Origin of the sequence: Rhizobium sp. BR 317, assembly GCF_047445835.1 — a bacterium.
In the GTDB taxonomy this organism is placed as follows: Bacteria; Pseudomonadota; Alphaproteobacteria; order Rhizobiales; family Rhizobiaceae; genus Rhizobium; species Rhizobium paranaense.
The window spans coordinates 86,006-110,260 of the sequence record NZ_JARWLB010000014.1 but is presented as its reverse complement, the minus strand read 5'-3'; the positions used below and the strand labels follow the sequence as shown (position 1 = coordinate 110,260).

The window sequence follows — 24,255 nt, the reverse complement described above, 5'->3', positions numbered from 1 at the left end:
ATCAACCGCAAGCTGCTCAAATCAACCAACAGACGGCCAGAATTCCAATTCTTGCAAAGCCGGGCTGCAGCAATTCATTCGCCGACAGACAATCGACAGACAGGAGGAAACCAATGACTGTATTCCGAACGCTGTTACTATTGTGCGTTTTGGGTGTGACCAGTACCTGCGCCTTTGCCGCCAATACGGCACCAAATAAGGCGTCAAAACCGCCAGCCAAATCGGTACCGCTGACCGCTGAGGATGTGTTTCAGCTCTATTATAATCGTACCTGGATCTGGAAAGACGGCGCGGGTTACTTTGCGGCGAAAGGGCGCGACTTCAAGGCCTGGTCTGGTGAGGGAACGGGTTCATACGGCGTTGGTCGTTGGTTTGTGACGGACCCGGGCAAACTCTGCTTCAGGGCCACATGGTACGCAAAGACAGGAAATGCCTTGGCGGTGACGTGTTTCAGTCATCGAAAGAGAGGCAATACCATATTCCAGAAGCGCGAACCGAACGGGGATTGGTACGCATTCAAGACAAGCCCGGCCAGCGCTGACGATGAATACAGCAAGGTGCGGCCCGGAGACTACGCGACGGCAGGATACAACCGCATGCGGATCAAGTGGTCGCAAAAGAAATAGATCGGGCCTTCCTGCAAGGCATCAATCCTGCATCACGAAGCCATCTGTATTTGGGCTCACTTAGGAGCTGAACGGATGGCTTCTCTGACCTTGTCGCAACAGCCAGATCGGCGCTCAGATGGGCAAGCCGCTCATCTCAGGAAGCATCTTGACGTATGTCCGAATCCGCTGGGCGTACAAACATATGGCGCCCCGCCGAGATAAACTGGCTTTGCGATTTTTGCCGACGCGCTCTGGGTCTTGATTATCTTCTTTTTCGTATCCGACGACTTTACAACGTTTTGATGTCCCCGCTCAGCCGGGGTTGATTGTGCGGCTGCCATGTTCATTGGGACGGCTGAACAAACTGCGACGATCAAAGCGAGCTGCACAGCCCCTCGGAACGACTTCGGGGACTGTATTGCTCTAGCTTTTTCTCTCTTAAGCCTCTCAGATGACAGGAAAATCCCAACTTCACTGTCAGAAAACATCCAAAATATCCCCCATAATTTGGAAGTGTTTTAATGCAACATCTATTTCAGGACGCTTAACGAACCTCCCCGCCGGAACCTAAGACTTATGAAGCGAGGCGTATTTTGGTATGGTGGCAATAAAAGCTTGCACAAAGCTTATGAGAGCCAGGATATCCATATCCGTGGCGGCTGCATTTATACTGCTGCGGACGTCTGTTTATACGTCCGCACGCCTGCTCTACGCTAATTTCGTCGCCGTTTTGTTGTTGCTTCCGTGTCGGCTATTGCGGTGGCGCCGCCACGCGGTCCGGCTGATGGACGGTCTCACGCCCATTGGAATCCAGTTTCGGTTGGTTTGCGACCGCCTCTACGGCTGCATCGAGTAGCTGAAAAGCGTACTCCATCGCCGCATCGGTGTCTTCGCCGCAAAGTCCTGATTTCTTGCACCGTTTTTGAAGCGATTGCTTGATCCCCCGCCTTATCGAGGACAACGGTTCCGCCTCTGGTCCGGCGAGGAGTTGTCGCAGGCAATTTGCGGCGACGACCTCCGAAACAATGAGTTTGCCCTCGATTTCACCGAGAGTCGGCATTGCAAATCGCTCTCCACCTCTTCGGCATTCCCGATCTGTTGTCAGCATCGTTTTCCTCCCGTGGAATTCGTTTTCACTGGCGTCCTCATCGAAGGCCTTCAAGCTGCACAAAATGATGGAGCATGCCTTCTAATGGGCAGTCTTGCGTAGGCGTTCCTAGATCAAGAACGATAGACTGGTAATCACAGTGCCGATCCGCATGCCCTACATTTGTGGCGCGAGACGGCGACTGGAGTGGAGCGTGCAATAGAAGCCGCCGCCTTTCTTGTCAGGCGTAACCATCATCCAGCATCGGCACTATGATCCTTACATCGAACTTTTCCAAGACCAGATTTTAAGCCGGTCCAAGAATCGGCGTTCGATACTTTCAATCGTCACGGTTTCGCTTCGGAAATCCGGTCGATATGCACGCAACACTTTGCATGATGCATAATGTCGTCGACGGTCGATCCGAAGACGCGATCGAGGACATCGGGCTTGTGGGCGGCGACAATGATCAAGTCCGCTTTGACTTCGGCGGCAATTGCCAGGATCGTATCGGCGGCACGACCGGCGCGGACATGGACAAGCGCAGGTACCCGTAGCTGCTTGCAGAGCTGTGACAGCTTTTTCTCGGCCTCGTCGATCACCGAGACGGCCCAGTCGTCCGGTCCTTGACTAACGACGGACGGAAAACGTTCCACGACATGAACGACATGCAAGGTCCCGTCGGCTTCGAGAAATGCCTGAGCTGTGCGCACCAGATGCTCTGCTCTTTCCCGTGATCCAAGGCCTACGGCGCAGACGATCGTCTTGTACATATTTCACCTCAGAAGAGATCTCTGCCGCTTCCGCCGACAAATTCGGTTCGAAATCCCAGAGCATGTGCTTGTTTCAAAAATTGGTCCGCGCTCAGTATATCCACTTTGAAGCCGTTGCTTAAGCATTGGCCGAAAGGAGTGCACAATTCCTTACGGACCCATTCGCAGGCGCGTGGCGACAGAACCATGATTTGCCATTCGTTGTTGCCTGTTCGATCGAGGCGAAAGTCACAATCCTGATGATGCGGAAAGGCATATCCCGCGGCTGCAAGGAGTGCTTCGCCTGTTCGCGTGCCGGTCGCGTTCATGATTGCTCCATCCTCCTAAAGAGAGGTCTTGCCGGATTCAGCGTCTGGATCGCCTGACCCGCCTGCAACATGACAATCGCTCTCAAATGTTGTCTATGTTGGATAAATGACGGTCCGTAAGTGACATCCGAATGCTGCGCGTGTTAGAAATGGCGCGAATTTGTAACGGATTGTCACAGCGCGGCTCGGCCTGCATTTAAATCTGGAATCTTTTGCGATGGCCTCCGACGAGCAGCGACGTGAACATGTTCTGGTGGTGGATGACGATCCCAGAATCCGGCAGATGCTGACCCGGTATTTCGAAGATGAGGGCTATGCCGTCAGCGCCGCATCGGGCGGTGCGGAAATGCGGGTGCGACTGCGGCAGGAGAATTTCGATATCATTCTGCTGGATCTGGTTCTGCCCGGGGGCGATGACGGTTTGGATCTCGCCCGCGAAATTCGTGCGCAATCGGACATTCCGATCATGATGCTCACCGGCCGCGACGACGTGGTGGACAGGATCGTCGGCATCGAGGTCGGAGCCGATGACTATATCGCCAAACCTTTCCACCTCAGGGAGGTACATGCCCGCCTGAAGTCGATCCTTCGCCGGCGGCAGCCCGTCGCCAAAGCTCCGGAGAGCAGCCGCGACGAGATCATTCGCTTCGACGGCTGGCAGCTCGAGATCGGAAAGCGGCAGCTTTTGGCGATGGATGGCAGCGAGGTCGAACTGACGACGGGCGAATTCGATATGCTCGTCGTCTTCGTCCGGCATGCCGGACGCGTCCTGGGCCGCGAATTGCTGATGGATCTGACGCGCGGTCGCAATCTGGAGGCTTTTGACCGAACGATCGATGCCCAGATCGCACGACTGCGCAAGAAGATCGAAACCGACCCCAAACATCCGCAACTGATCAAATCGATACGCGGGGTCGGCTATATGTTCACCGGCAAGGTGTGACCCGGCCTTTTTCGAGGCACGGCACCCTCGGATTTCGCGTCATCGCGTCATCATCAATGGGACGGGTGCGGCCTCGAGCATGGAGCGCGTCGTTCCTCCGAAAATCCGCTCCCGCATGCGCGAATGCCCATAGGCACCCATGACAATCAAGTCGGCGCCAATATCCACGGCATGTTGCCGCAGGATGTCCGCGACGCTCCTGCCACCGCCCGCCAAGACATCGACTGAGACATGGATGCCGTGCCGCGCAAGAAAGGCGGCAATATCGGCGCCCGGCTCCTCGCCATTGGCACGGATCGATGCGTGTGGATCAACGATGGCGACATGCACGTTTTCAGCCACCGTCAATTGCTCCATTGCGGCGCGGACGGCGTGACTTGCTTCGTTGCGGGAGTCCCAGGCAACAAGCACCCGACGTGGCCGAAGCGAGGCCTCGCACCCTTTCGGCACAATGAGAATCGGCGCCGGCGAGTAAAACAGGGCGCCATTCAACATGCGCCATCGCATGTCATCCTGGGCCAGGAGGTCGCCGCCGACCAGTGTCACATCGGCGTAACGAGCGCGCTCGCCGATTTCATTCTCGACCCATCCGTATTCCGTGAACAGGCTGTCCACATCATACGAAATACCGCTCGCTTGCAGCACGGTTCTTGCGGCTGCGACCTGCTCGCCGAGCTTCTGCAACTCGCGCTCGCGTTCTTCGGCCCATGCGGACGAAGAGATTTCGCCATATCCGCCGACGGGCGCGATCGCCAGCGCCGTCACCAGCACGGAAAGATGTGCCCCTGCTGCACGGCAAAGTTCGATCGCCGACCGCAGATCCTCATTGTCTTGATTGATGCCTATGATGCTTAAAACGGTTTTGGCTCGCATAGTCACACCTCGCGTTTGGGATTGACCGTTCAATGCGAATTTAGCCCGATGTTCGCGCTCCACTTTGATCCTGGTCAAGAACATGAACAACCGCTGAAATATTGCGCCGCCTCGTGGCCCTGGCCCTCAATGGTTTGATGTGCTTCACGCCCGCGCTGGGGGTGAGATCAGCAGCTCCATTGGAATACTGCCACACTTGTTACTCACACTGTTTGATCTCCGGTGCCAGATTATCTCACGACGAACAAGGAGCGTTAACCGGCGAATGAAATCACGCCTCTCAGGCGCGGAAATTCGCCCAACCCAGGAGATTTCGAAGCCATGACTACGTCAGCCGAAAACGGACGGAATGGTGGACAGCCTTCAATGCACACACCCTCGGTCGTGTCGTCACAGGAATGGGAAGCGGCCCGCCAACAACTGCTCTTGAAGGAAAAGGAACAGACCCGCGCCCGTGATGCCCTGGCCGCCGAGCGCCGGCGCATGCCATGGATGGCCGTGAAGGCGGATTATGCGTTCGAAGGGCCTTCGGGCAAAGTAAGCCTGCTCGATCTGTTCGAAGGCCGGCGTCAATTGATCGTCTACCGCGCCTTTTTCGAGCCGGGAGTGTTCGGCTGGCCCGACCACGCCTGCCGGGGCTGTTCCATGGTGGCCGACCAGGTTGCCCATGTCTCCCACCTGAATGCGCGGGATACCACCCTCGTCTTCGTCTCGCGTGCGCCTCAGGCTGACATCGCGCGGCTGAAGGCGCGGATGGGCTGGGAGGAGATACCGTGGTTTACCGTCACGGACAGCTTCGATGCCGACTTTGGCGTCGGTGAGTGGCACGGCACGAACGTATTCTACCGTGACGGCGACCGCGTGTTCCGCACCTACTTCATCAATAATCGCGGCGATGAGCAGATGGGAGGCACCTGGAACTACCTCGACATTACGCCGCTGGGCCGCCAGGAGGTCTGGGAGGATTCGCCCAAGGGCTATCCTCAGACGCCGACTTACAAGTGGTGGAACTGGCACGACAGCTACGTCGCGGACGCAGCTCCCGACAAGAAGTGGGTCGAGGTGTCGGACGTTGGCGAGGCGGCGTTCCGCAAATAGCAAGCGCGTACGAAACCATGCGCAGGCCTGTTCCGTTGAACCCGGGACAGGCCGCCACGCCGAAGCTTGCCAACATCACTGAAAGTCGAAGACGCTGAGCCCCGCAGCCATTTCATCGAGCCCCAGAGGCCGCGTCACTGGCGGCTCGGCCCTTGCGAGGCAACCCTGGCGCTCGCAGAGACGACAGGCCGCACCGATTGCGATCGGAGCGGCCGAAAGAGCCTTGCCATAAACAATCTCCTCCCGAAATCCGAGATCGCAGCCGATGAGAAGTGCCGTGCGGCGGACCCTTTCGCCGAAATTGGCCTGCGGACCTTCGATCGTGCGAGAGATCGTCAGAAAGCCAGTGCCGTCGGGCATTTCAGCCGCTTCGACCAGAATCTGGCTCGGTTGTGCAAAGGCCGCATGGACATTGAGCTTGGGACAGCCGCCGCCGAAGCGCGCCTGCGGAAAGCCTTGAGCCCCCACCTTCCGCAGCCGGTGCCCTGCCCCGTCGATCTCCATCAGGAAGAAGGGAATGCCGGCCGCACCCGGCCGCTGCAAGGTCGTCAGGCGGCTGGCAACCTGCTCATAGGACGTGCCGAAACGCGCACGCAGCCCGTCGATATCATAGTGCAAACGCTGCGCCGCGTTGTGGAAGGCGCCATAGGGCATCATCAGGGCATGAGCGGCGTAGCGCCCCAGTTCGAAGCGAGCGATACGGCTTGCTTCCGGCGTTGATAGCGATAGCGGCTCGAGCTCGGCGTGGATTTGCTGGCGCAGCGCCAGCAGCGACACTTCGGTCGCAATCTCCTGCAGTTGATCGAAGGGCGACAGACGCTCCGACAGAAAGAGCCGCATGGAGTGGCGATCGTAGCGCCGGCGCAGGTTCKGCATGGCGTGGACCGGCAGCGTACGCACGGCAATGCCGTGCTCGCTGCGAAGCCAAGCCTTCAGCGCCGCCGCCAAATCGTCTCCCTGCGTCAGCTTCGCATGAAAAGCCTCGGCCGCATCGTCGATCCCGGCGAAGAAATTCGGACGATGCTCCAGCCGATCATGCACCTCGTCGAGCGGCAGGCGCGGACCGGCCAGCGCCGGAATATGGCCCTCCCGCGCGAGAAGCTCTGCGAGATCAGACAGCCGCGCCGCTTGCTCGCGATAGGCGCGGTAAAGCTTGATCATGCCGTTCGCGGCATTCGGCGCCGCTTCGGCAACCTCGATMAGCTCCTGTTCTCCGGGGATCTCACCCGCCAATAGCGGATCCGCAAAGACCTCGCGCAACTGCCCGGCGCTGCCGCCGGCCTCGCCCTGGAGTTCGTCGAGATCGACCCGATAAACCGAAGACAGCTTCAAGAGGAGCTGTACGGTTAGCGGCCGCTGGTTGCGCTCGATCAGATTGAGATAGGAAGGCGAAATTTCCAGCGCCTGCGCCATGGCCGTCTGCGTCAAACCCAAGCTGTTGCGAATGCGCCGCATACGCGGCCCGGCAAAGATCTTGCGCTCAGCCATCTGTCATTCCTTTTACAAAATTGTGTAATCGCAAGATTTACAATCTTAACAAATTTACTGCATCACTTTGTCAAGCGCAATACATCCTAACCCTTTTGATGGGGCGTTTTCATCGTTTTCACTGGCTCCATATCGCACTGCAATGTAAATTTAGTCACATCAGCGATACGAAAGCTTGGGAGAAGGAAAATCGTTATGACTGATTTTTACAAACTCGTTTCATCGGCACCTGCTGGCCGCTTCGACGGCATAGAGCGGCCCTATACGACTGATGATGTCAGCCGCCTGCGCGGTTCAGTCTCCATTCGCCACAGCCTGGCCGAAATGGGAGCGAACCGTCTTTGGCAGCTCGTGCACGAGGAGGATTTCGTCAACGCGCTAGGCGCGCTCTCCGGCAATCAGGCCATGCAGATGGTTCGTGCCGGTTTGAAGGCGATCTATCTTTCCGGCTGGCAGGTCGCGGCCGATGCCAATACGGCCTCCGCCATGTATCCCGACCAGTCGCTCTATCCGGCCAATGCCGGGCCGGAGCTTGCAAAGCGCATCAATCGCACGCTGCAGCGCGCCGATCAGATCGAGATTGCCGAAGGCAAGGGCTTGTCGGTCGACACCTGGTTCGCGCCGATCGTCGCCGATGCCGAAGCCGGTTTCGGCGGGCCGCTCAACGCCTTTGAAATCATGAAGGCCTATATCGAAGCGGGCGCCGCCGGCGTTCATTTCGAAGATCAGCTCGCCTCGGAAAAGAAATGCGGTCATCTCGGCGGCAAGGTTCTGATCCCCACCGCCGCCCATATCCGCAATCTTGATGCCGCTCGCCTGGCGGCTGATGTCATGGGTGTCCCGACACTGGTCATCGCCCGCACGGATGCCGAGGCAGCCAAGCTTCTGACGTCCGATATCGACGAGCGCGACCGTCCCTTCGTCGATTACGATGCCGGCCGCACCGTCGAGGGTTTCTATCAGGTCAGGAACGGCATCGAGCCCTGCATCGCCCGTGCTGTCGCCTATGCGCCGCATTGCGACCTCATCTGGTGCGAGACATCGAAGCCGGATTTGGAACAGGCACGCAAATTCGCCGAGGGCGTGCACCGGGCGCATCCGGGCAAGCTGCTCGCCTATAATTGTTCGCCGTCCTTCAACTGGAGGAAAAACCTTGATGACGCGACGATTGCCAAGTTCCAGCGTGAACTCGGAGCCATGGGCTACAAGTTCCAGTTCATCACGCTCGCGGGCTTCCACCAACTGAACTACGGCATGTTCGAACTTGCCCGCGGTTACAAGACACGCCAGATGGCCGCCTATTCGGAACTGCAGCAGGCGGAGTTTGCGGCGGAAGCCAACGGCTACACCGCCACCAAGCACCAGCGCGAGGTCGGCACCGGCTATTTCKACGCCGTTTCGCTGGCGATCACCGGCGGCCAGTCTTCGACTACCGCCATGCATGAATCGACCGAGCACGCGCAATTCAAGCCGGCTGCGGAATAACTATCAATCGGAGGAGAACGACAATGCCATCCATCGCACGCATCAGCGAACGCACTGAAGAACAGTCTTCCACCATGACTGCAGACCAACAGGCTGTTATCCGCATGCTGGCCAACGAGCTGCATCGCCTCAATCAGGTCGTTATGGATGCGGTCGAGGCGGGCGTCTCTGTCGAGCTGGTTCGTTCCGCCCGCCATCACAGCGGCAACGGCAACTGGGGCGACCTGCTGACCCCCGTCATTGTCGCCAACACGTCTCGCCCAGCCTAGAGGGCCCTGCGTTCATTTGAACGCACACGGGGCACTCTCTTCATACTGCAACGCCTCGCTTTCTCTGGTGAAACCACCGAAAGCGAGGCGTTCTGATGTAAGCGGAATATGGAATAACACAGGCATTTGGGGCCGCGATAGCAGGCCTCGGCAATCGAGAGGCCTACTGTTATGCCTTCATGCCCTTAGGGGCGAAAGGAAGGCTCTCAATTGCAGACGCGCATGCGCTCGTAGTGATAATCGTCGTCATATTCGTTTTGAACCGCGCGGCTCTCATACCAGCATCTCGGCGGCGGGGGTGCAGGCTCGTAGCCTCCGCCATTTGCGATGGCGCCGCCGATTAATCCGCCAATAAGCCCGGCAGCCACGCCGCCAGCGATGACATTTCCATCATGGTGATGACGATGGTGATAACGTTGCGGCGGCGGCCCGCCCCGCCAATCATATTGCTGCGCTTGAGCGACGCCGCCAGAGATAAATGCGCTGCTTGCAAACGCCGCAGCAAGGAAAACCGAGAGAATTGTCTTTTTCATCATGACCACCTTCGACGCCTCACGCCATTCGATTCAAGTCTTCGACTCAGCTAAGGAACGCTTTCAAACATGATAATGTTCGCCTGAATGTGGCGTGAACGCGTCGTTTCGATTTCATTCAGTCGAAATCTCGAAGGAGTCATGATGGTTGTCCCGGGCATCGCAAACTTCGCGGCTGCCCTGGGATCTTAGAATCTCTGCGGGGCAGCCGGTTTGTTTGCGACGATGGCGTCGATACGAGCCAACACCTCCGGCGTCAGCTTGTCTTTGTGTGCCAGCGCGGCCAGATTGTCCTCGAGCTGGCTCATGCGCGATGCGCCGAGGATTACCGTCGACACATTGCGGTTAGAAAGGCACCAGAGCAGCGCGAGATGGGTGATCGAAATGCCGATCTCTTCCGCAAGATCTGCCAGTTCCGCCACTTGGACAAGCCGGGCGCGGCCGGTCTCGCTCGCCCATTTCTCCTTCAGCCATTCATAACCGGGCAAGTTCATGCGGCTGTCGTTGGGCACGCCCTTGTTGTACTTGCCGGTCAGAATGCCCGATGCCAACGGTGACCAAATCGTGGTGCCCAAGCCCATCAGGTCATAAAGCGGCAGGTAGTCGCCTTCGACTTTCTGGCGCTCGAAAATATTGTATTGCGGCTGTTCCATCGTCGGAGGCGTAACGCGCAGGTCGCGGGCCACCGCATAGGCTTCCGTCAATTGCTGGGCCGACCATTCCGACGTGCCCCAATAGAGGATTTTGCCTTGGGCGACGAGGTCGTGCATGGCACGAACCGTTTCCTCGATCGGCGTATCGATGTCAGGCCGGTGGCAGAAATAGAGATCGAGATAGTCGATCTGCAGGCGCTTCAGCGCAGCGTGGGCGGCGTCGGTGACATGCTTGCGCGAAAGGCCTCTTTGTGTCGGCTTCTGACCGCCCCAGAACACCTTGCTGGAAACGATGAAGCTGTCGCGGCTCCAGCCCAAGGTTTTCAGGGCTTCGCCCATGACGATTTCGGATTTCCCGCTCTCATAGCCCTCGGCATTGTCAAAGAAATTGATGCCGCTGTCATAGGCACGCGCCATCAGACTGACGGCATCGCTGCCTTCGACCTGCCGGCCGAACGTAACCCATGATCCGAAAGAGAACTCGCTGACCTGCAGGCCAGATTTTCCAAGACGACGATATTCCATGGCGCAATTCCTAAGGGACAAAGGACGCGGCACCATAGGCCCACAGCGGCGACAAAGACAATCACCTTCCCGTCAGACTTCGTCGAGGACAAGACGCTGGATTTGCGCTCTATCCTGCCCGTTCAGCGATCCGCGTCAGCGCCAAGAACATGGGAATGACCAATCGCCGAGACGCTATTTGAAAAGTAGAATGACGAGCGGTCCGCCCAAAAGCGTGCCCAATATGATGGCTGACAGGAGATGCCGAGCCAGGATGGGGAGAATGGATCTGAGATAGAGCATCTTGCTGCTCTCCAATTGTGTTGTTCGCTGATGTCGACGTCTAGGCTTCGACAATTGCGGCAGTATTACCCGACCGCCTTTCAAGCTCCGCAATGCTGCTGCAACCTTTGCAGCACAAACGAGGAGAGTGGGCAAAGCGGGAAGACGATGAGAATTCTACTGATAGAAGATGAGCGGGAGCTGGCGGATGCGCTGTCGGTTGCGCTGAGCAAACATGGCATCGTCACCGACCATACGATGCACCTTGCCGACGCGGTCGAATTGACACGTCAGAATGTTTACGATGCGATCCTCCTCGATCGCCGCCTGCCCGATGGCGAGGGGCTGGCCTTTATCCCGCAGTTGAGGCGGACGGGATCAGACACGCCGATCATCGTGCTGACGGCACGCAATGAGCCAATGGAGCGTGTCGAGGGTCTCGATCTTGGCGCTGACGATTATCTGGGCAAACCATTTCTTGTCGAAGAACTGATGGCGCGCTTGCGGGCTGTCCTCAGACGACCGCCCACTCTGGCGGAACTTCAAATGGCCGTGGGCCGCATGGTGATCGATCCCTTACATTTAAACGTTACCGTCGGGTCCATCCCGTTCGACATCCCCAGACGCGAACTTCTGGTTTTGGTGGCGCTGGCCAAACGGAAAGACAAGACCGTCCTTCGATCGACGCTCGAAGCTGCAGTCTACAATTACGAAGAAGAAATCCAGTCCAATGCGCTCGATGCTCATATTTCCAGGCTGCGCAAGCGGCTGCTGGAGGCGGGCGCCGGCGTCGCGGTCCACAACATCCGGGGCGTCGGATATCTCCTGAGGGAAGAATAATGCGCGAAGCGAAAAGCTTGAACCCGTCACTTTGGTGGAAGCTGAGCTGGCAGCTCAGTCTGGTTATCGTCGCCGTGGTTGGCGTGGTGATCGTTGGGCTCTGCGCCTACGGAGCGACAATCCTTTCACCGAACGAGTGGATGGAGGATAGGCTGATTGCCGCAGTCGAAGAAGCTCTCACGCAGGATTCGGGAGGCAAGCTTGCTATCGCCGACAAGCCGCGTCTCAGGTCATTGGAGGCAGAGAACGAAGGGCCCTGGTTTCTGGTTTCCACACTGGATGGAAAGACAGCCTCTTACGGTACAGTTCCTGCACCTTATGCGGACTTGGCCAACTATGTCCGCCTGATCAAACGTGCCGACATACAAGGCTCTCCGGACACGAGCGAGATCGCGTCCATCGACGTGGTCGAGACAGCCTTCGGTGAGGCCAGAGTGATGTATGGCGGAAACCCCAGCAGAAGTTCGACGTTTTTGGTGATGCTCACGAAGACCTACCCCATTTACGCTCCCCTGTTGGTCATCGCTCTGCCCGCCGTCTTTTTTACGGTCCCCCGTATCGTCAGGCGCGCTTTGACCGGTGTAAGCGACGTTGCCCGCAAAGCATCGGAAATCGAACCGCGCCGGCATGGAGCACGCCTTCCTGCAGACGGTATCCCCAAAGAAGTCGCTCCCTTGGTGGTTGCCTTCAACGGAACGCTCGAGCGGCTTGAGAGTGAATCCCGAAAACGTCAGCGCTTCCTGATCGATGCCGCGCATGAGCTCAGAACGCCTATCGCCATCATGCAAACGCGGATCGATGGGATGCCCGAGGGTCTGGAACGTAAGCGGTTGTCGGACAGCGTGGCGCGTTTGGCTGATACGGCCGAGCAGCTTCTCGATTTCGAGCGTAATGATCAGGCAGCCGATCTCAACGAAACGGTCGATCTTGTTGAAATCGCACGAATGGTCGTCGCCGATCTCGCGCCCGTGGCGATAGCGGCTGGATACCAGATTTCTTTTCAGAGCGATGTGGAAAGTCTCGAGCGCAAAGGCAGTCCTTCCGCTTTACCGAGGGCAATTAGCAATCTGGTTCGCAACGCCATCGACCACGGCGGCAACACGGGAATKATCACCGTCTCGGTCTCGGCCGACGGGCAGATCAACGTGGCGGACGAAGGGCCCGGTATACCGCCCGAGCATCAAGAGCTGGTTTTTGAACCATTCTATCGCGTTACCCCCAAGAGCAAGGGTGCGGGTCTCGGCCTGAGCCTGGTGAAGCAAGTCGCCGCAAATCACGGGGGCGAAGTCAGCATCAAAAGCAGCCCGACCGGGACACGGGTGGCTCTTCAGCTCTGACAGAGCCTGCCACGATAATCCGGGCAGCAGGTTGCGCCTCGCGCAATGTTGTCGCTGAAACGATCTGCAAATATTCTGTAATGTTGCGGCAATCCCGCCCTTTCAATGTCGCCTCCGAAACACCCGTGACGGAGGCCCTAAAGCGTGCGCAGCAATCCATCGATCAAATCATTTTTCCGACTTCCCGGCCTCGCGCCGACCTTTTCTCTGAAACCTCTCCATCTCGCGTTACCCCTGACTCTGGCGCTGGCCGGATGTACCTCAGTGCCTTTGAAAGAGGGCGGAACGCTCACCTCCTACGGCAATCTTGGCGCGCCCAAGGGAAAGTTGTCCAAGTCGCGTATCTACGTCGAAGGACAGCGTCTTGCCGCGGTCAAGACGGTCAGAATCGTGCCGACTGCTTTCACATTCAGCGCCGCATCCCGCATCAGATCGGAAGCAGATCGTTCGTTGGTGACAAACGCACTCGACCGGGCACTCTGCGTCGCGCTTAGCGACAAGTATCAAATGGTCTCAGCCGGCCAGCCGGCCGATATGACGATTCGATCCGTCGTCACCGATATCGTTCCGACGAACAAGGCGATGGCAGGGGTGGCAACCGCGGTATCGGTGGGTTCCGGTTTTGTCTTGCCCGTCAGCGTGCCGCGCCTGCCCGTCGGTCTCGGCGGACTTGCCGTCGAGGCGGAGGCAGTCGATAGCGGCGGCGCCCAACGCGCCGCGATGGTGTGGGCTCGCGGGGCAAATTCGATCCAGAACAATCCCCGTGTTTCGGAAGTCGGGGACGCCTACAGCCTCGCTTCGACGTTTGGAAATGACTTTTCCCGCATGCTGATCATAGGCAAGGAGCCGAAGGGGTTGAACCTCTCTCTTCCTTCGAAGCAGCGGATGCAATCCTGGCTCGGCGGAAAGCCCAAATACCCCGCATGTGGCGCGTTTGGCCGAGCGCCTGGATTGCTAGGCGCGGTGGCAGCGAAGTACGGTGCGCCACCCGAATGGACCGACAAAAAGCCTAAGCCGGCCGCGACATATTGATTGATGATCGCGCGCAGGCATCGCGCCTGTCGGCATTGAAACGCAACGACGACATGCGGCCCCCGAAGTCATCGACGGGGCCGCATATCCATGCAATATGGATGTTGCGACCAACCACGACATGGCTCATTTTCGTACAACCGCATACACTATTTATGGTTGTTATGATTTTGTTAGCCAGATTCTAACACGCTGTTTTTTTGAGGCATTCTTAGTTCTATTCTAATCTTGATTATTTTCATCATCTTTTGTTGACTGCAGCCTAAAAGGGTGTAAGTTCTCGCTCATAGACGGTCTGGCCCGCGTTTTTCGCGGGTCGTGATTCGGGGAGGCATGAATGAAGACAAGCATTGTTCAATACCAGCTTCTCGACCCCCGGAAGCTCATTCCAACCGAAGAAATCGATGGTGACAGAGTCGTCGAACTCGAACAGGAGATCGTGCAATCCGGTCGGTGGACGCGACCGATCACCGTCCATCGGGGCGATTGGTTCGTCATGGACGGACACCACAGGCTCACCATTGCGCAACGCCTTGACTTCAAAGTCCTGCCAGTCGTTCTTTTGGACTATGACACCGTTCGGGTGGAGGCATGGCGGCAGGGTGAGACAATCACGCCCGACATGATTTTCGAGATGGCGCGTAGCGGCCGAAAATTCCCTTGCAAGACGACGCGCCACATTTTCGAAGGCCCGCCGCCGGCTTGCGACATTCCTCTGGGAGAGCTTCGGCATCCCGACCCCGCCCCAAGCGCCAAACATACAATGGCTCCCTCCTAAGGCGAGAGCGCCAAACAGCCCAGCGCAGATCCTTCCGCCGCGATAGTGGACGAGCGAAATCAGAGCGCTCGCCCAACGGCACCCCTTTGTCCCCTCACATCACATCGGCAACATCGAAAGGCATCGACGATGACCAAGACGTTCATGCACACGCCTGCCATCCATATCCTTACACGTTCTGATTTATCGGATATCGAGCTGCCACCAGCGGAGGTCATTCGGCTCGTCGAAGATGCCTACTTGTCCTATGCTGAGGGACAGTCCCGTTGCCCGACCAAGCTTATGATGCCACTCCCGAATGAACAGCGGGACGCCGTATCCTATTCGATGCTCGGATTTGACGGCGCGCTCGAACAAGTCGGCTTCAAGACCTCCTATCGCCAAGGCAGCGAAAGCGCCGAAAAATACTACACCACGATCAGCCTCTATGACGACACGACCGGACTTCCCTTCGCGTTCATGGATTGCCATCGCGTCGGCGGTTCGCGCACGCCGGCCACGACCGCGATTATTGCCAAACATTGCGCCAAGGAGAACGCGAGATCGGCGCTGATGATCGGGACAGGCGCGCAGGGCATCAATACGCTGCCATATCTTCTAACCGCCCTGCCCCGCCTCGAAACCCTGCGCCTCTTCGGTACGCATCCCGATGGGCTTGCCGCGAGCCTTTCCACATTTGCCAAGTATTTTCCCGATCGCGAGATCGAGTTGGTGAAGGATGTCCCGGAGGCGGTCGCCGCATCCGATATCGTCGTGGCTGCCTCCGGCCGCGCCGCCCACCCCAAAATCCAAACCAAGTGGCTCAAGCCCGGTGGCCTGTTGATCTCGGTTGCCAGCAAAGGGGTCGAGGCGGGCGCATTGCACGATGCCGACTATGCAATCGCGACGAACGAGGGCCAGTTGGGCGTGACCGGAAAGCGGCTCGCCGGCCCGGACGGCATTGCCAGGATCGATGCCGAACTGCCGGATATCGTCGGTGGCCGCAAACCCGGACGCAACACTCAGGAAGACCGGGTGTTCGCATTCAGCAGCGGCATGATCATCACCGATATCCCTGTCGCCCACGCACTGGCCACCAGAGGGATTGCCGCCGGCCGCGGCAAGCGCGTCGAACTATGGAGCTAGTGATCAATTCGATGCGCGCCCGGGAGCAGACCTGGGCGACTGCCGTCCGACAAGACATTGAGCTGCTGAGCCAGATTCACCGCGCGACGGATGGCCCGTTTCACATCATCCATCCCGAAAGCTTCGCCGACAATCTGGCGGCCTTCCAGCGCGTTCTGCGGGAAAGAAACGTCACAGGACACGTTTATTTCGGCAAGAAAGCCAACAAGGCGGGCGCATGGCTGCGTGAAGTTGCAAGACTGCGTGGATCGGTCGACGTCGCCAGCCTGCCCGAATTTGTTCATGCGCTCGCCAATGGAATCCTCGGCGAGGATATTGGCGTGACGGGCGCCGCCAAGAGCAACGATCTCCTCTGGCTGGCTTGCCGCCACGGCGCCACCGTTGCCATCGATGCCCTGGATGAACTGGAACGGGCGATCGATATCGCGGCGGAAACCGCTCCCTTGCGCATCCTGCTGCGAGTGCTGCCGCCGACTGGGCAGAACAGCCGCTTCGGATTGAGCTCAAATGACCTTCGCGTGGCACTGGAGCGCTGCGCGAAGGCGAGACGCCACCTGATCATGGACGGCTTTTCCTTCCACCTCGATGGTTATGCGGTGGAGCCACGCGTCAAATTGGCATCGATGTTGATCGACCAATGCCTGGAAGCACGCCGACAGGGCTTTCCGGCCACCGCGATTTCCATCGGCGGAGGCTTTGCCTGCGCCTATGTCGACGAAGAGGAGTGGAAGGCTTTCAAGGAAACGATCGATCCGGCCGAGTTTCATGCCGGAAAGAGCTTCCACCACTTCTATCCCTACTACCAGGCCCCCACCGGCGCCGCCATGCTCGACGCGATCCTGCAAAGCCCGGACGCTGAGGGGACGCTCGCATCGAAGCTGATCGCTGCAGAGGTGCAACTGTATCTCGAGCCCGGACGAGCACTTCTCGACGGCGCTGGGATCACGGTCTTTCCGGTGCAGGGCTTCAAGCGCAATGCAGAACACGGCATCGTAACCGTGGCCGGCCTTAGCATGAGCTTGTCGGAACAGTGGAAAAACAGCGAGTTTCTGCCGACCCCTGTTCTGGTGCAGAGGGGAGCGCCCCGCCCCCAGGAGCCCGTTCGCGCCGCGATCGGCGGCTCCAGTTGCATGGAATACGACGTTCTGACCTGGCGCAAGATCGCATTTCCCGCGACCCCTCGGTATGGCGATCTAATCATCTACCCCAACACAGCCGGCTATCAGATGGACAAGAACGAGAGTGAGTTTCACCAGCTCGCCTTGCCGCCGAAAATTGTTGTGACCCGGCAGGGCGAGTGTTTCACCTGGAGGATGGATCAATGACCAGACACATTAGCCGGCCTGCTGAACGCGTGGTAACGACATGCTCTGAACTGATTGGCGATACGCCATTGCTGGAACTTGCCCGGACCGGATCCGGCAGCCGATTGCTACTGAAGCTGGAACAGTTCAACCCCACCGGAACCTGCAAGGTTCGCATGGCGCGGGAAATGATCCTGGCAGCCGAGCGAGACGGAAAGCTGAAGCCAGGCGGCCGCATCGTCGAGCCGACTTCGGGCAATACCGGAACGGGGCTGGCGCTTGCGGCAGTGGAGCGGGGCTATAAGTTTACCGCCGTCGTCGACAGCCACGCATCGCGCGACAAGCTGCGGGCGATGCGGGCCATGGGCGTCGATCTCGTTTTTGTCGAGAGCAAGGGGGAAGGCCCGAGCACTGTCGAACGGAGGCGCATCGCCGGCGAAATTGCCGAGGAAACCGGCGCATTGTGGCCGGATCAGCACTACAACCCCAACAACAACAACGGTTATGTCGGCCTGGCGGCCGAACTGCTCCGTGACCTCGGCACGGATGTCGACTATCTCGTCGGCGCCGTCGGCACCGGCGGCACGCTATGCGGAACGGTGAGGGAGTTGCGCCGCCTCGGCTCGCAGGTCACAAGCATCGGCGTCGAACCGACAGGATCGATCATCTTCGGGGGCAAGCCCGGCAAATATTGGCAGACCGGCGCCGGCGCACCGGGCGGATTTACCGTCGGCACCAATGTCGATCATGCCCTGATCGATGAAGGATTGACGGTCGGCGATATCGATGCATTCACGGCTGCCCGCGTCGTCGCTCGCCGAACGGGCATGCTGGTCGGCGGGACCGCCGGTGCCGGCATCCATGTGGCGCTCAAACGTTTGGCCCTCATCGAGCCGAACAGCACGATGGTGGTCCTGGTCTGCGACGCAGGCGAAAAATATCTCGACACGATCTACGACGACGACTGGCTTCGGGAACGTCATCTGTTCGACGAGACGGCACATCGGCGCCTGCATCGGCTTTTCGATGCCTATCGGGAATCGATATATCTCGCCTCTCGAACCGCGGCAGCGGTGGGAGCATAACGACGTGGCTACAATGCAATTTCGGAACTATCGGGAAATCATCACGCTCGCCGCCCCCATCGCCGGCATCCAGTTCGCCCAGGTCGCTCTTACCAGCACCGACCTGCTGATGATGGGCTTCATCAGCGTTCAGGCCGTTGCTGCGGGCGGCCTCGCGATCCTGCTCTACAATCAACTGCGCACGATGTGCGTCGGCATGGTGACGGGCGTTGGCAACATGATTGCCACTTCGGTTGGACAAGGGGAAAAGAGAACCGGAACCTCATCCATCGACGCCACCACGCAGGACGAAGTTCGCGATCTCCTCCGAGCCTCCATGCTGCTGGCAACGATCGTCGCGATTGCCGCGGGCATCATCCTCGTCGCTCTCAGCTATTGCCTGGTCTTTCTCGGGCAGAGCAGCACGGTCGTCGAGCTTGCGAAGCCGATCATGCTGACCCTCGCACCGGGTCTGCTGCCTATGCTGTGGCTCAATGTCCTGCGTCAGTTTGCGGTGGGAATGCGCCGCGCCGGCTCACTCCTGCGGGTTACGATCATCTCGATCGCCGTCAACGCTCTGCTCGACGCCGCTTTCATCTACGGATGGCTTGGCTTGCCGAAGCTTGGTCTGGCGGGCATCGGTCTGGCAACCACGCTTGTCCAGATATGGACCTTTTTTGTCTATTTGCGAGCAGTCCAGCGGGATGAAAAGCTGAACACCCTCCTCGCGCTGTATGGATTTCGGGCACAGCCCGCGACGATAAAAAAAATCGCCAGGATGGGAACGCCGATCGCTTTGACCTATGGTTCCGAAGCGGCAATTACCTCTATCGCGACGGTATTCATGGGTACGTTCGGTCCGGTCGCTCTCGCTGCTTCCAATATCGTCAACCAACTCGCCTATATCGTCTACCAGGCCAATATCGGATTGTCGCAAGGCTCCTCGATATTGGTGAGCCGCACGGCCGGAAAGGGCCAAACCAGTGAAGTCGGTGCGATCGCGAGGCGCACCTTCACGATCAGCTTCTCCATCATGACGGCTGTTGGGCTTGTCTACGTCTTGCTTCCGCAGGCGGTGCTGCGCCCCTTCCTGGGTGACGAGGCCGATCCGGCCGTGCTCGCCGCGGCGAGCACGCTTCTCTGGTTCGCCATAGCGCATCAATTCTTCAAGGGTTCGCAAAATATCTGCATCGGATTGCTGCGCGGGCTTGGAAACACCAAGGCCGGGCTGACAAACACGCTGATCGGCTACTGGCTGATCGGCATCCMGGCCATGGCGGTCTGCGGATATTGGATCGGCTGGGGCAGCTACGGCATCTGGTTCGGCCTGTGCCTTGGGTTCGGAGCTACCAGCTTCTTGCTGTGGTGGCGTTTCGTAACCGACCTCAGAATGGCATCGGCTACGCTGCAAAACCCTGAATATCAAGGTGCCAGTTAGCAAGCCCGACGCGAACAATATTCCCGCATGCCGCGATAAAAGATGATTGTAATCATCATATTTTCTCGCTAAGCAGACTGCTAGAGTCAAGTTTTGCAGGCCAGGCCGTCTCCCGCCGCTTCTTGCATAGGAAAGCGGTGGGGAGAGGCGCCTGCCAACGAAACGTTATGTTGTAACAAATATTGAACTGGAGGATATCGCCATGCGGCGGCGCGCGTTGGGCGTATTTAATATTGCAAGCATCATTGTCATGTTGACCTCGGCAGGCGCTTTCGCCGAGGAAAAACAGACGCTTTCGATCGTCGATGAGCGCGGCGTGACCGTAGAAGCCCCGGTCAACCCGAAGCGGATAGCCTCGGTTTCCTACCTTGCGGTCGATGTCGCGCTTGCCCTCGGCATCAAGCCTGTTGCAACCACTTACATGACGGCCGGACGCGAACCGGACTTCCTTCTTGGCCTGACGAAGGACATGAAGCAGATCGGACAACGAGCGAAGCCCAATCTCGAATTGCTGTCGGAAGTCCGGCCCGACGTTATCATTGCCATGAAACGCTACACCGTCGGCAATGCCCCACAGTTCGAAAAGATCGCGCCCTATATCGCTTACAATATGGAGCTTCTCAGCCAAAGCTATCAGGAGGTCGCCGACCTTTCGAAACTGTTCGGACAGCCGAAGCGCGGCGAAGAACTGAACGCCGCTTTCAAGAAGGATCTCGAGGATTTCGCCGCGAAGGCGCCGAAGAATACGCATCCGCGTTTCCAGATCATGTGGGCGGGCGATACCCCCTTCTCCTTCCATACCGAAAACACCGCAGCATCGATCGTTGCAGCGCTCGGAGGCGACAATATCGTTGGCCCGATGACAAAGGACGGCCGGTTCGGCGAACAGCTCAGCCTCGAAACGATGCTGGAAAAAGATCCGGAAGTGATCTTCGTCTATGATAGCGGCCCGGATCGTCCGCATGAAAACAATCCCATCTGGAAGCAGCTCTCAGCCGTCAGGACTGGTCGCGTGCACTATGTCGGCGACGAGTGGGTGGAGACCAATGGTCCGATCGGCCGTGAACTGGTGCTGCGTGAGGCCGCGCACTACCTCTACCCCGACACCTTCCCCGCCGTCGATGTCAAGGCGGAGGCGGCCAAGCTGATCCCGACCGAGCTGCAAAATTGATGAGGAGTGCGGCCGCTATGCGGCCACGGAATGATCTTCGATCGCTGGTGATGACAATCACGATCGTGGCCGTTGCCGCGACCGTGATTGTCGGCGGGCTTCTGGTCGGCGCAAAGCCGCTTCAGCCGCGCGCTCTTTGGACGGTTCTGTTCGAACCCGACGGGAAGATCGATTCCATTGTCGTATGGACATTGCGGCTGCCGCGCAGCCTAGCGGCTTTCATCGGAGGCGCCGGTCTCGGCGTCTCCGGTTATCTGTTGCAGACACTGACCCGCAATCCGCTCGCCGGACCGGGTCTGACCGGCGTGACATCCGGAGCGGTGACACCAATCGTTTTCTGTTTCGTTTTCATGCCGTGGCTCTCATCCGCATATTATCCCTTGGTCGGACTGGCGGGCGGTTTAGCGGCTGCGCTGTTGACCTTCTGGGTCTCGCGCGGGGGCAGAGGACGTCCTTTGCATCTGGCCCTTGGCGGCGTCAGCATTTCTTTGTTCCTCAGCGCAGTCTCGACCTACATCCTTCTTTTGAGCGGACCGCAGGTGCCGTCATTGCTTTTCTGGTTGGCCGGCGGCTTTCAGGGACGTTCCTGGACGCAGCTCGCATACATGTCCCCATGGGTTTTTCTCGGCACCGCCGGCGCATTGGCATGCCAGCGCGTGATCGGTCTCCTCGCCCTTAGCGAACAGGCCGCCGCCGGGATGGGATTGCAGCTCTCGTTTTGGAAACCATTGCTGCTTCTTCTCGCGGTTCTCCCCGTGGCGGGCGTTACGCCGGTGGCAGGTCCCGTCGCGTTCGTCGGGTTGGCAGCACCGCATATCGCCCGGCTTTTGGGGCCAAAGAGCCAGGGATGGACGATTGCGCTTACCGCAGCCATCGGCGGCCTGATGGTGGTTGCCGCCGACGTGATTGCGCGAAGCGTTGCGGCTCCCCAAGAACTTCCGGTTGGCCTCGTCACGGCGCTGATAGGAGGACCGTTGTTCATCTACCTCGTCCAAAGCCGCAACTTCTCCTTCAAGGGAGAAGCGTGACCATGGCCACCTCCTTGTCACTCCGAAACACCGGCAGCACCGGGTTCTTGCTCGCCTTCGCCGTCATCGCGCTCCTCTCGTTCGTGCTGGCGGTGTTTGTGGGCGTGGCCGATATCCCGCCCTCGGATGTCATTGCTGTGTTCACGGGACACGGTTCGCAACAGGCGCAATCGGTCATCATGGATATTCGCCTGCCCCGCATCGTGACGGGAATACTGGCTGGCATTCATCTCGCTGTTGCCGGCCTTATTCTTCAAAGTATTACCCGCAACCCCCTCGCCGACCCATCGATTATGGGCGTCTCTCAGGGGGCAACGCTTGCAGTCACCATCTTCCTGCTCTTCACGGTCTATATTCACTATAGCGGATCGACGACGGTCGCCGAACTCCCGCTGGAATGGCTGCCGGCCGTCGGCACGGTGGGTGGTCTTCTTGCGGGCGGCATTATCTATGTGCTTGCGTTTCGCCTCGACCTTGGGCCGCTTCGCATCACGCTTTGCGGCATTGCCGTGGGAGCCGTGCTGCAGGCCCTCGCCATCGGATTGATCGCAGGCTGGGGCTCCGCGCGGGTCGAGGTGCTACTGGAATGGCTTTCCGGCAGTCTCTACGCGCGCAGTTGGGAACATACTGCCTTCCTCCTTCCGTATACGGTTGTCGGTCTCGCTGTCTTGCCCATGATCCGCAGGCCGCTGGAACTCCTGCGCTTCGATGCTTCCACGGCCCGATCCTTCGGGCTTTCCTACCGGCGGCAATTTTCTCTTGCGCTGCTTCTATCCTGCGCGCTTGCGGCAAGTGCGGTTGGCACGGTCGGCCCGATCGTCTTCATCGGGCTCATCGTCCCTCACCTTGCCCGCTTTCTTGCCGGCAGGCGTAGCACCCTCGTCCTGCCGCTGACGATCGCCCTCGGCGCCGTGACTGTGACCCTGGGAGATCTTGCCGGTCGGCTCATCGGACAAGCCGACGAAATCCCGATCGGCATCGTCACGGCGATCTGCGGCGTTCCCGTGCTTATCGCGCTTCTGCGCAAAACCCCGTGAGGATGCCATGCTGCTGTCGTGTTCCCGTCTATCCGTCGCTTACGGTGCTCGAAGAGCGCTGAACGCCCTCGATCTCTCCTTCAGGCCAGGCGAGATCCGCGCGCTGATCGGACCCAACGGCTCCGGAAAGAGTACGGCCCTCCAAGCCCTTTCCGGTCTGATCAATCCGGCGGGAGGAAACACGGAGATCGACGGCAGGCCGATCACATCCATGTCGCGCAGACAATTGGCCAAGCACCTCGCATTTCTGCCGCAGCAACCGGCTGCGCCTGATGAGATGACCGTGGCGCAACTGGTCCGGCAAGGTCGCTTCGCGCATGTCGGCCTGTTCCGGAACTATGGCCCTCAGGACGAAGACGCCATTCGCTGGGCGCTGGAAAGCACCGGCCTTCAAAGCTTCGCCGAAAGGAGCCTTCGGGAATTGTCCGGCGGCGAGCGCCAGCGGGCCTGGATCTCGGCGGCGATTGCACAGGAAGCGCGGATCCTGCTTCTCGACGAACCGACGTCGTTCCTCGACATCGGCTATCAGGTGGAGGTCCTTGATCTCGTCTATCGGCTCAGCCGGGAAAAAGGTGTCACCATCATCATGGCGATCCACGATCTCAATCAGGCAATGTCCGTTTGCGACCAGATTTCACTGCTCGATAGGGGCAATCTGGTCTTTGACGGTGACCCAAAGGTACTGGCCGACACGGGGCTGATCGAAAAGGTCTTCCGGGTGAAGGGGCGTTTTGTGCCGATCACCTCCGATGCGCCTCCGCATTTCGACGTCGAGCTTGCACATCGGTATCACTAGGACGAGCGGAGTCGCGCTGGCTTTGGGTGGTCTCGGAAATGTATCCGGAAGATCATGATCCGAACACATCCTCCCAGGGTTCCTTGGCTGGACTTCTATTTCGCATGCGTTTGGTTCAGTGGCTTTTGGGTAAACCGCGTGTTCGCACCGTTCCAGAAAAGGAATCCGGAAATATCTCAGCGGCTAGTCTGGCGGCAGGCGCCGGTGAGTTTCAATGCACAGAATTGGCGGATGCCGAGATAAGCAACCTTCGCGAGAAGGCTCTGATCTCCTCCATGCTCCATGCCACCTCTTCCCGTTGGAAAGGCTGCTGATAGAGGCATGAAAGTGACGGTCTGATGGTCGTGGCACAAGACGATCGACGCGCCGCCGGCTTGCACCTTCCAGAAGGGAAGCGTCCC

24 protein-coding genes are annotated in these 24,255 nt (G+C 58.7%); 17 read left to right on the top strand and 7 right to left on the bottom strand.

Translation table 11 applies throughout. The annotated features are described in order from the left end of the window. Positions 1–113 precede the first annotated feature (113 nt). Positions 114–626 (top strand): DUF995 domain-containing protein, encoded by a 513-nt coding sequence (locus tag QD357_RS21345; RefSeq protein WP_414124980.1) that lies wholly within the window; start codon positions 114–116, stop codon positions 624–626. A gap of 733 nt (positions 627–1,359) precedes the next feature. Here QD357_RS21345 and QD357_RS21340 read toward each other — a convergent pair. From QD357_RS21340 to QD357_RS21330, 3 genes are all read right to left on the bottom strand, one after another. Then, positions 1,360–1,716, bottom strand: coding sequence for a hypothetical protein (locus QD357_RS21340; protein WP_414124978.1), 357 nt, complete (start codon positions 1,714–1,716; stop codon positions 1,360–1,362). A gap of 326 nt (positions 1,717–2,042) precedes the next feature. Next, positions 2,043–2,468, bottom strand: coding sequence for a universal stress protein (locus QD357_RS21335; RefSeq protein WP_183939651.1), 426 nt, complete (start codon positions 2,466–2,468; stop codon positions 2,043–2,045). 8 nt (positions 2,469–2,476) lie between these two features. Continuing rightward, complete coding sequence (locus QD357_RS21330; RefSeq protein WP_414124977.1) at positions 2,477–2,776, bottom strand: hypothetical protein; 300 nt, start codon at positions 2,774–2,776, stop codon at positions 2,477–2,479. 217 nt (positions 2,777–2,993) lie between these two features. Here QD357_RS21330 and QD357_RS21325 point away from each other — a divergent pair, with 217 nt between their 5' ends. Continuing rightward, positions 2,994–3,719, top strand: coding sequence for a response regulator (locus QD357_RS21325; RefSeq protein WP_183939647.1), 726 nt, complete (start codon positions 2,994–2,996; stop codon positions 3,717–3,719). A gap of 39 nt (positions 3,720–3,758) precedes the next feature. Here the strand turns inward: QD357_RS21325 and QD357_RS21320 are convergent, their stop codons facing one another. Next, positions 3,759–4,592 (bottom strand): universal stress protein, encoded by an 834-nt coding sequence (locus QD357_RS21320; protein ID WP_414124976.1) that lies wholly within the window; start codon positions 4,590–4,592, stop codon positions 3,759–3,761. Positions 4,593–4,913: 321 nt separating this feature from the next. On the opposite strand from QD357_RS21320, the gene QD357_RS21315 reads away from it, so the two are divergent. After that, positions 4,914–5,690, top strand: coding sequence for a DUF899 domain-containing protein (locus QD357_RS21315; RefSeq protein WP_183939643.1), 777 nt, complete (start codon positions 4,914–4,916; stop codon positions 5,688–5,690). A gap of 75 nt (positions 5,691–5,765) precedes the next feature. On the opposite strand, the gene QD357_RS21310 is transcribed toward QD357_RS21315, so the two are convergent. Beyond that, positions 5,766–7,178 (bottom strand): helix-turn-helix domain-containing protein, encoded by a 1,413-nt coding sequence (locus QD357_RS21310; RefSeq protein ID WP_414124975.1) that lies wholly within the window; start codon positions 7,176–7,178, stop codon positions 5,766–5,768. A gap of 195 nt (positions 7,179–7,373) precedes the next feature. Here QD357_RS21310 and aceA point away from each other — a divergent pair, with 195 nt between their 5' ends. Beyond that, positions 7,374–8,663, top strand: a complete 1,290-nt coding sequence (gene aceA / locus QD357_RS21305; protein WP_414124974.1) for an isocitrate lyase — start codon at positions 7,374–7,376, stop codon at positions 8,661–8,663. A 23-nt stretch (positions 8,664–8,686) separates the two neighbouring features. Beyond that, a complete protein-coding gene (locus tag QD357_RS21300; RefSeq protein ID WP_183939637.1) occupies positions 8,687–8,932 on the top strand; it encodes a hypothetical protein in 246 nt (81 codons plus the stop codon). 206 nt (positions 8,933–9,138) lie between these two features. On the opposite strand, the gene QD357_RS21295 is transcribed toward QD357_RS21300, so the two are convergent. After that, on the bottom strand, positions 9,139–9,465 hold the full coding sequence (locus QD357_RS21295; RefSeq protein WP_414124973.1) for a hypothetical protein: 327 nt from the start codon (positions 9,463–9,465) through the stop codon (positions 9,139–9,141). Between the two features lie 188 nt (positions 9,466–9,653). Further along, positions 9,654–10,643, bottom strand: a complete 990-nt coding sequence (locus QD357_RS21290) for a potassium channel beta subunit family protein (protein WP_183939633.1) — start codon at positions 10,641–10,643, stop codon at positions 9,654–9,656. A gap of 429 nt (positions 10,644–11,072) precedes the next feature. On the opposite strand from QD357_RS21290, the gene QD357_RS21285 reads away from it, so the two are divergent. The 12 genes from QD357_RS21285 (at position 11,073) to QD357_RS21230 (ending at position 23,854) form a co-directional block, all read left to right on the top strand. Next, positions 11,073–11,744 (top strand): response regulator transcription factor, encoded by a 672-nt coding sequence (locus QD357_RS21285; RefSeq protein WP_183939813.1) that lies wholly within the window; start codon positions 11,073–11,075, stop codon positions 11,742–11,744. Next, positions 11,744–13,081, top strand: coding sequence for a sensor histidine kinase (locus tag QD357_RS21280; RefSeq protein ID WP_414124972.1), 1,338 nt, complete (start codon positions 11,744–11,746; stop codon positions 13,079–13,081). Before QD357_RS21285 ends, QD357_RS21280 begins: the two co-directional genes overlap by 1 nt. Before the next feature lie 144 nt (positions 13,082–13,225). Then, complete coding sequence (locus QD357_RS21275; protein ID WP_414124971.1) at positions 13,226–14,113, top strand: DUF3313 domain-containing protein; 888 nt, start codon at positions 13,226–13,228, stop codon at positions 14,111–14,113. Between the two features lie 337 nt (positions 14,114–14,450). Then, on the top strand, positions 14,451–14,891 hold the full coding sequence (locus tag QD357_RS21270; protein WP_183939629.1) for a ParB N-terminal domain-containing protein: 441 nt from the start codon (positions 14,451–14,453) through the stop codon (positions 14,889–14,891). Between the two features lie 129 nt (positions 14,892–15,020). After that, positions 15,021–16,016 carry an ornithine cyclodeaminase gene (locus QD357_RS21265; RefSeq protein WP_414124970.1) on the top strand — a complete coding sequence of 332 codons (996 nt, stop codon included), beginning with the start codon at positions 15,021–15,023 and terminating at the stop codon, positions 16,014–16,016. Next, a complete protein-coding gene (locus tag QD357_RS21260; protein WP_183939627.1) occupies positions 16,007–17,341 on the top strand; it encodes a Y4yA family PLP-dependent enzyme in 1,335 nt (444 codons plus the stop codon). Before QD357_RS21265 ends, QD357_RS21260 begins: the two co-directional genes overlap by 10 nt. After that, positions 17,338–18,405 carry a PLP-dependent cysteine synthase family protein gene (locus QD357_RS21255; protein WP_414124969.1) on the top strand — a complete coding sequence of 356 codons (1,068 nt, stop codon included), beginning with the start codon at positions 17,338–17,340 and terminating at the stop codon, positions 18,403–18,405. Before QD357_RS21260 ends, QD357_RS21255 begins: the two co-directional genes overlap by 4 nt. A 13-nt stretch (positions 18,406–18,418) precedes the next feature. Beyond that, the gene (locus QD357_RS21250; protein WP_414125013.1) at positions 18,419–19,822 is read left to right on the top strand and encodes an MATE family efflux transporter; all 1,404 of its coding nucleotides are present in this window, start codon (positions 18,419–18,421) and stop codon (positions 19,820–19,822) included. Between the two features lie 250 nt (positions 19,823–20,072). Then, positions 20,073–20,993, top strand: a complete 921-nt coding sequence (locus QD357_RS21245; protein WP_414125012.1) for an ABC transporter substrate-binding protein — start codon at positions 20,073–20,075, stop codon at positions 20,991–20,993. 50 nt (positions 20,994–21,043) lie between these two features. Continuing rightward, positions 21,044–22,021 (top strand): FecCD family ABC transporter permease, encoded by a 978-nt coding sequence (locus QD357_RS21240; protein WP_183939621.1) that lies wholly within the window; start codon positions 21,044–21,046, stop codon positions 22,019–22,021. Between the two features lie 2 nt (positions 22,022–22,023). Further along, a complete protein-coding gene (locus tag QD357_RS21235) occupies positions 22,024–23,058 on the top strand; it encodes a FecCD family ABC transporter permease (protein ID WP_183939619.1) in 1,035 nt (344 codons plus the stop codon). A gap of 7 nt (positions 23,059–23,065) precedes the next feature. Continuing rightward, on the top strand, positions 23,066–23,854 hold the full coding sequence (locus QD357_RS21230; RefSeq protein ID WP_183939617.1) for an ABC transporter ATP-binding protein: 789 nt from the start codon (positions 23,066–23,068) through the stop codon (positions 23,852–23,854). Positions 23,855–24,255: the final 401 nt, after the last annotated feature.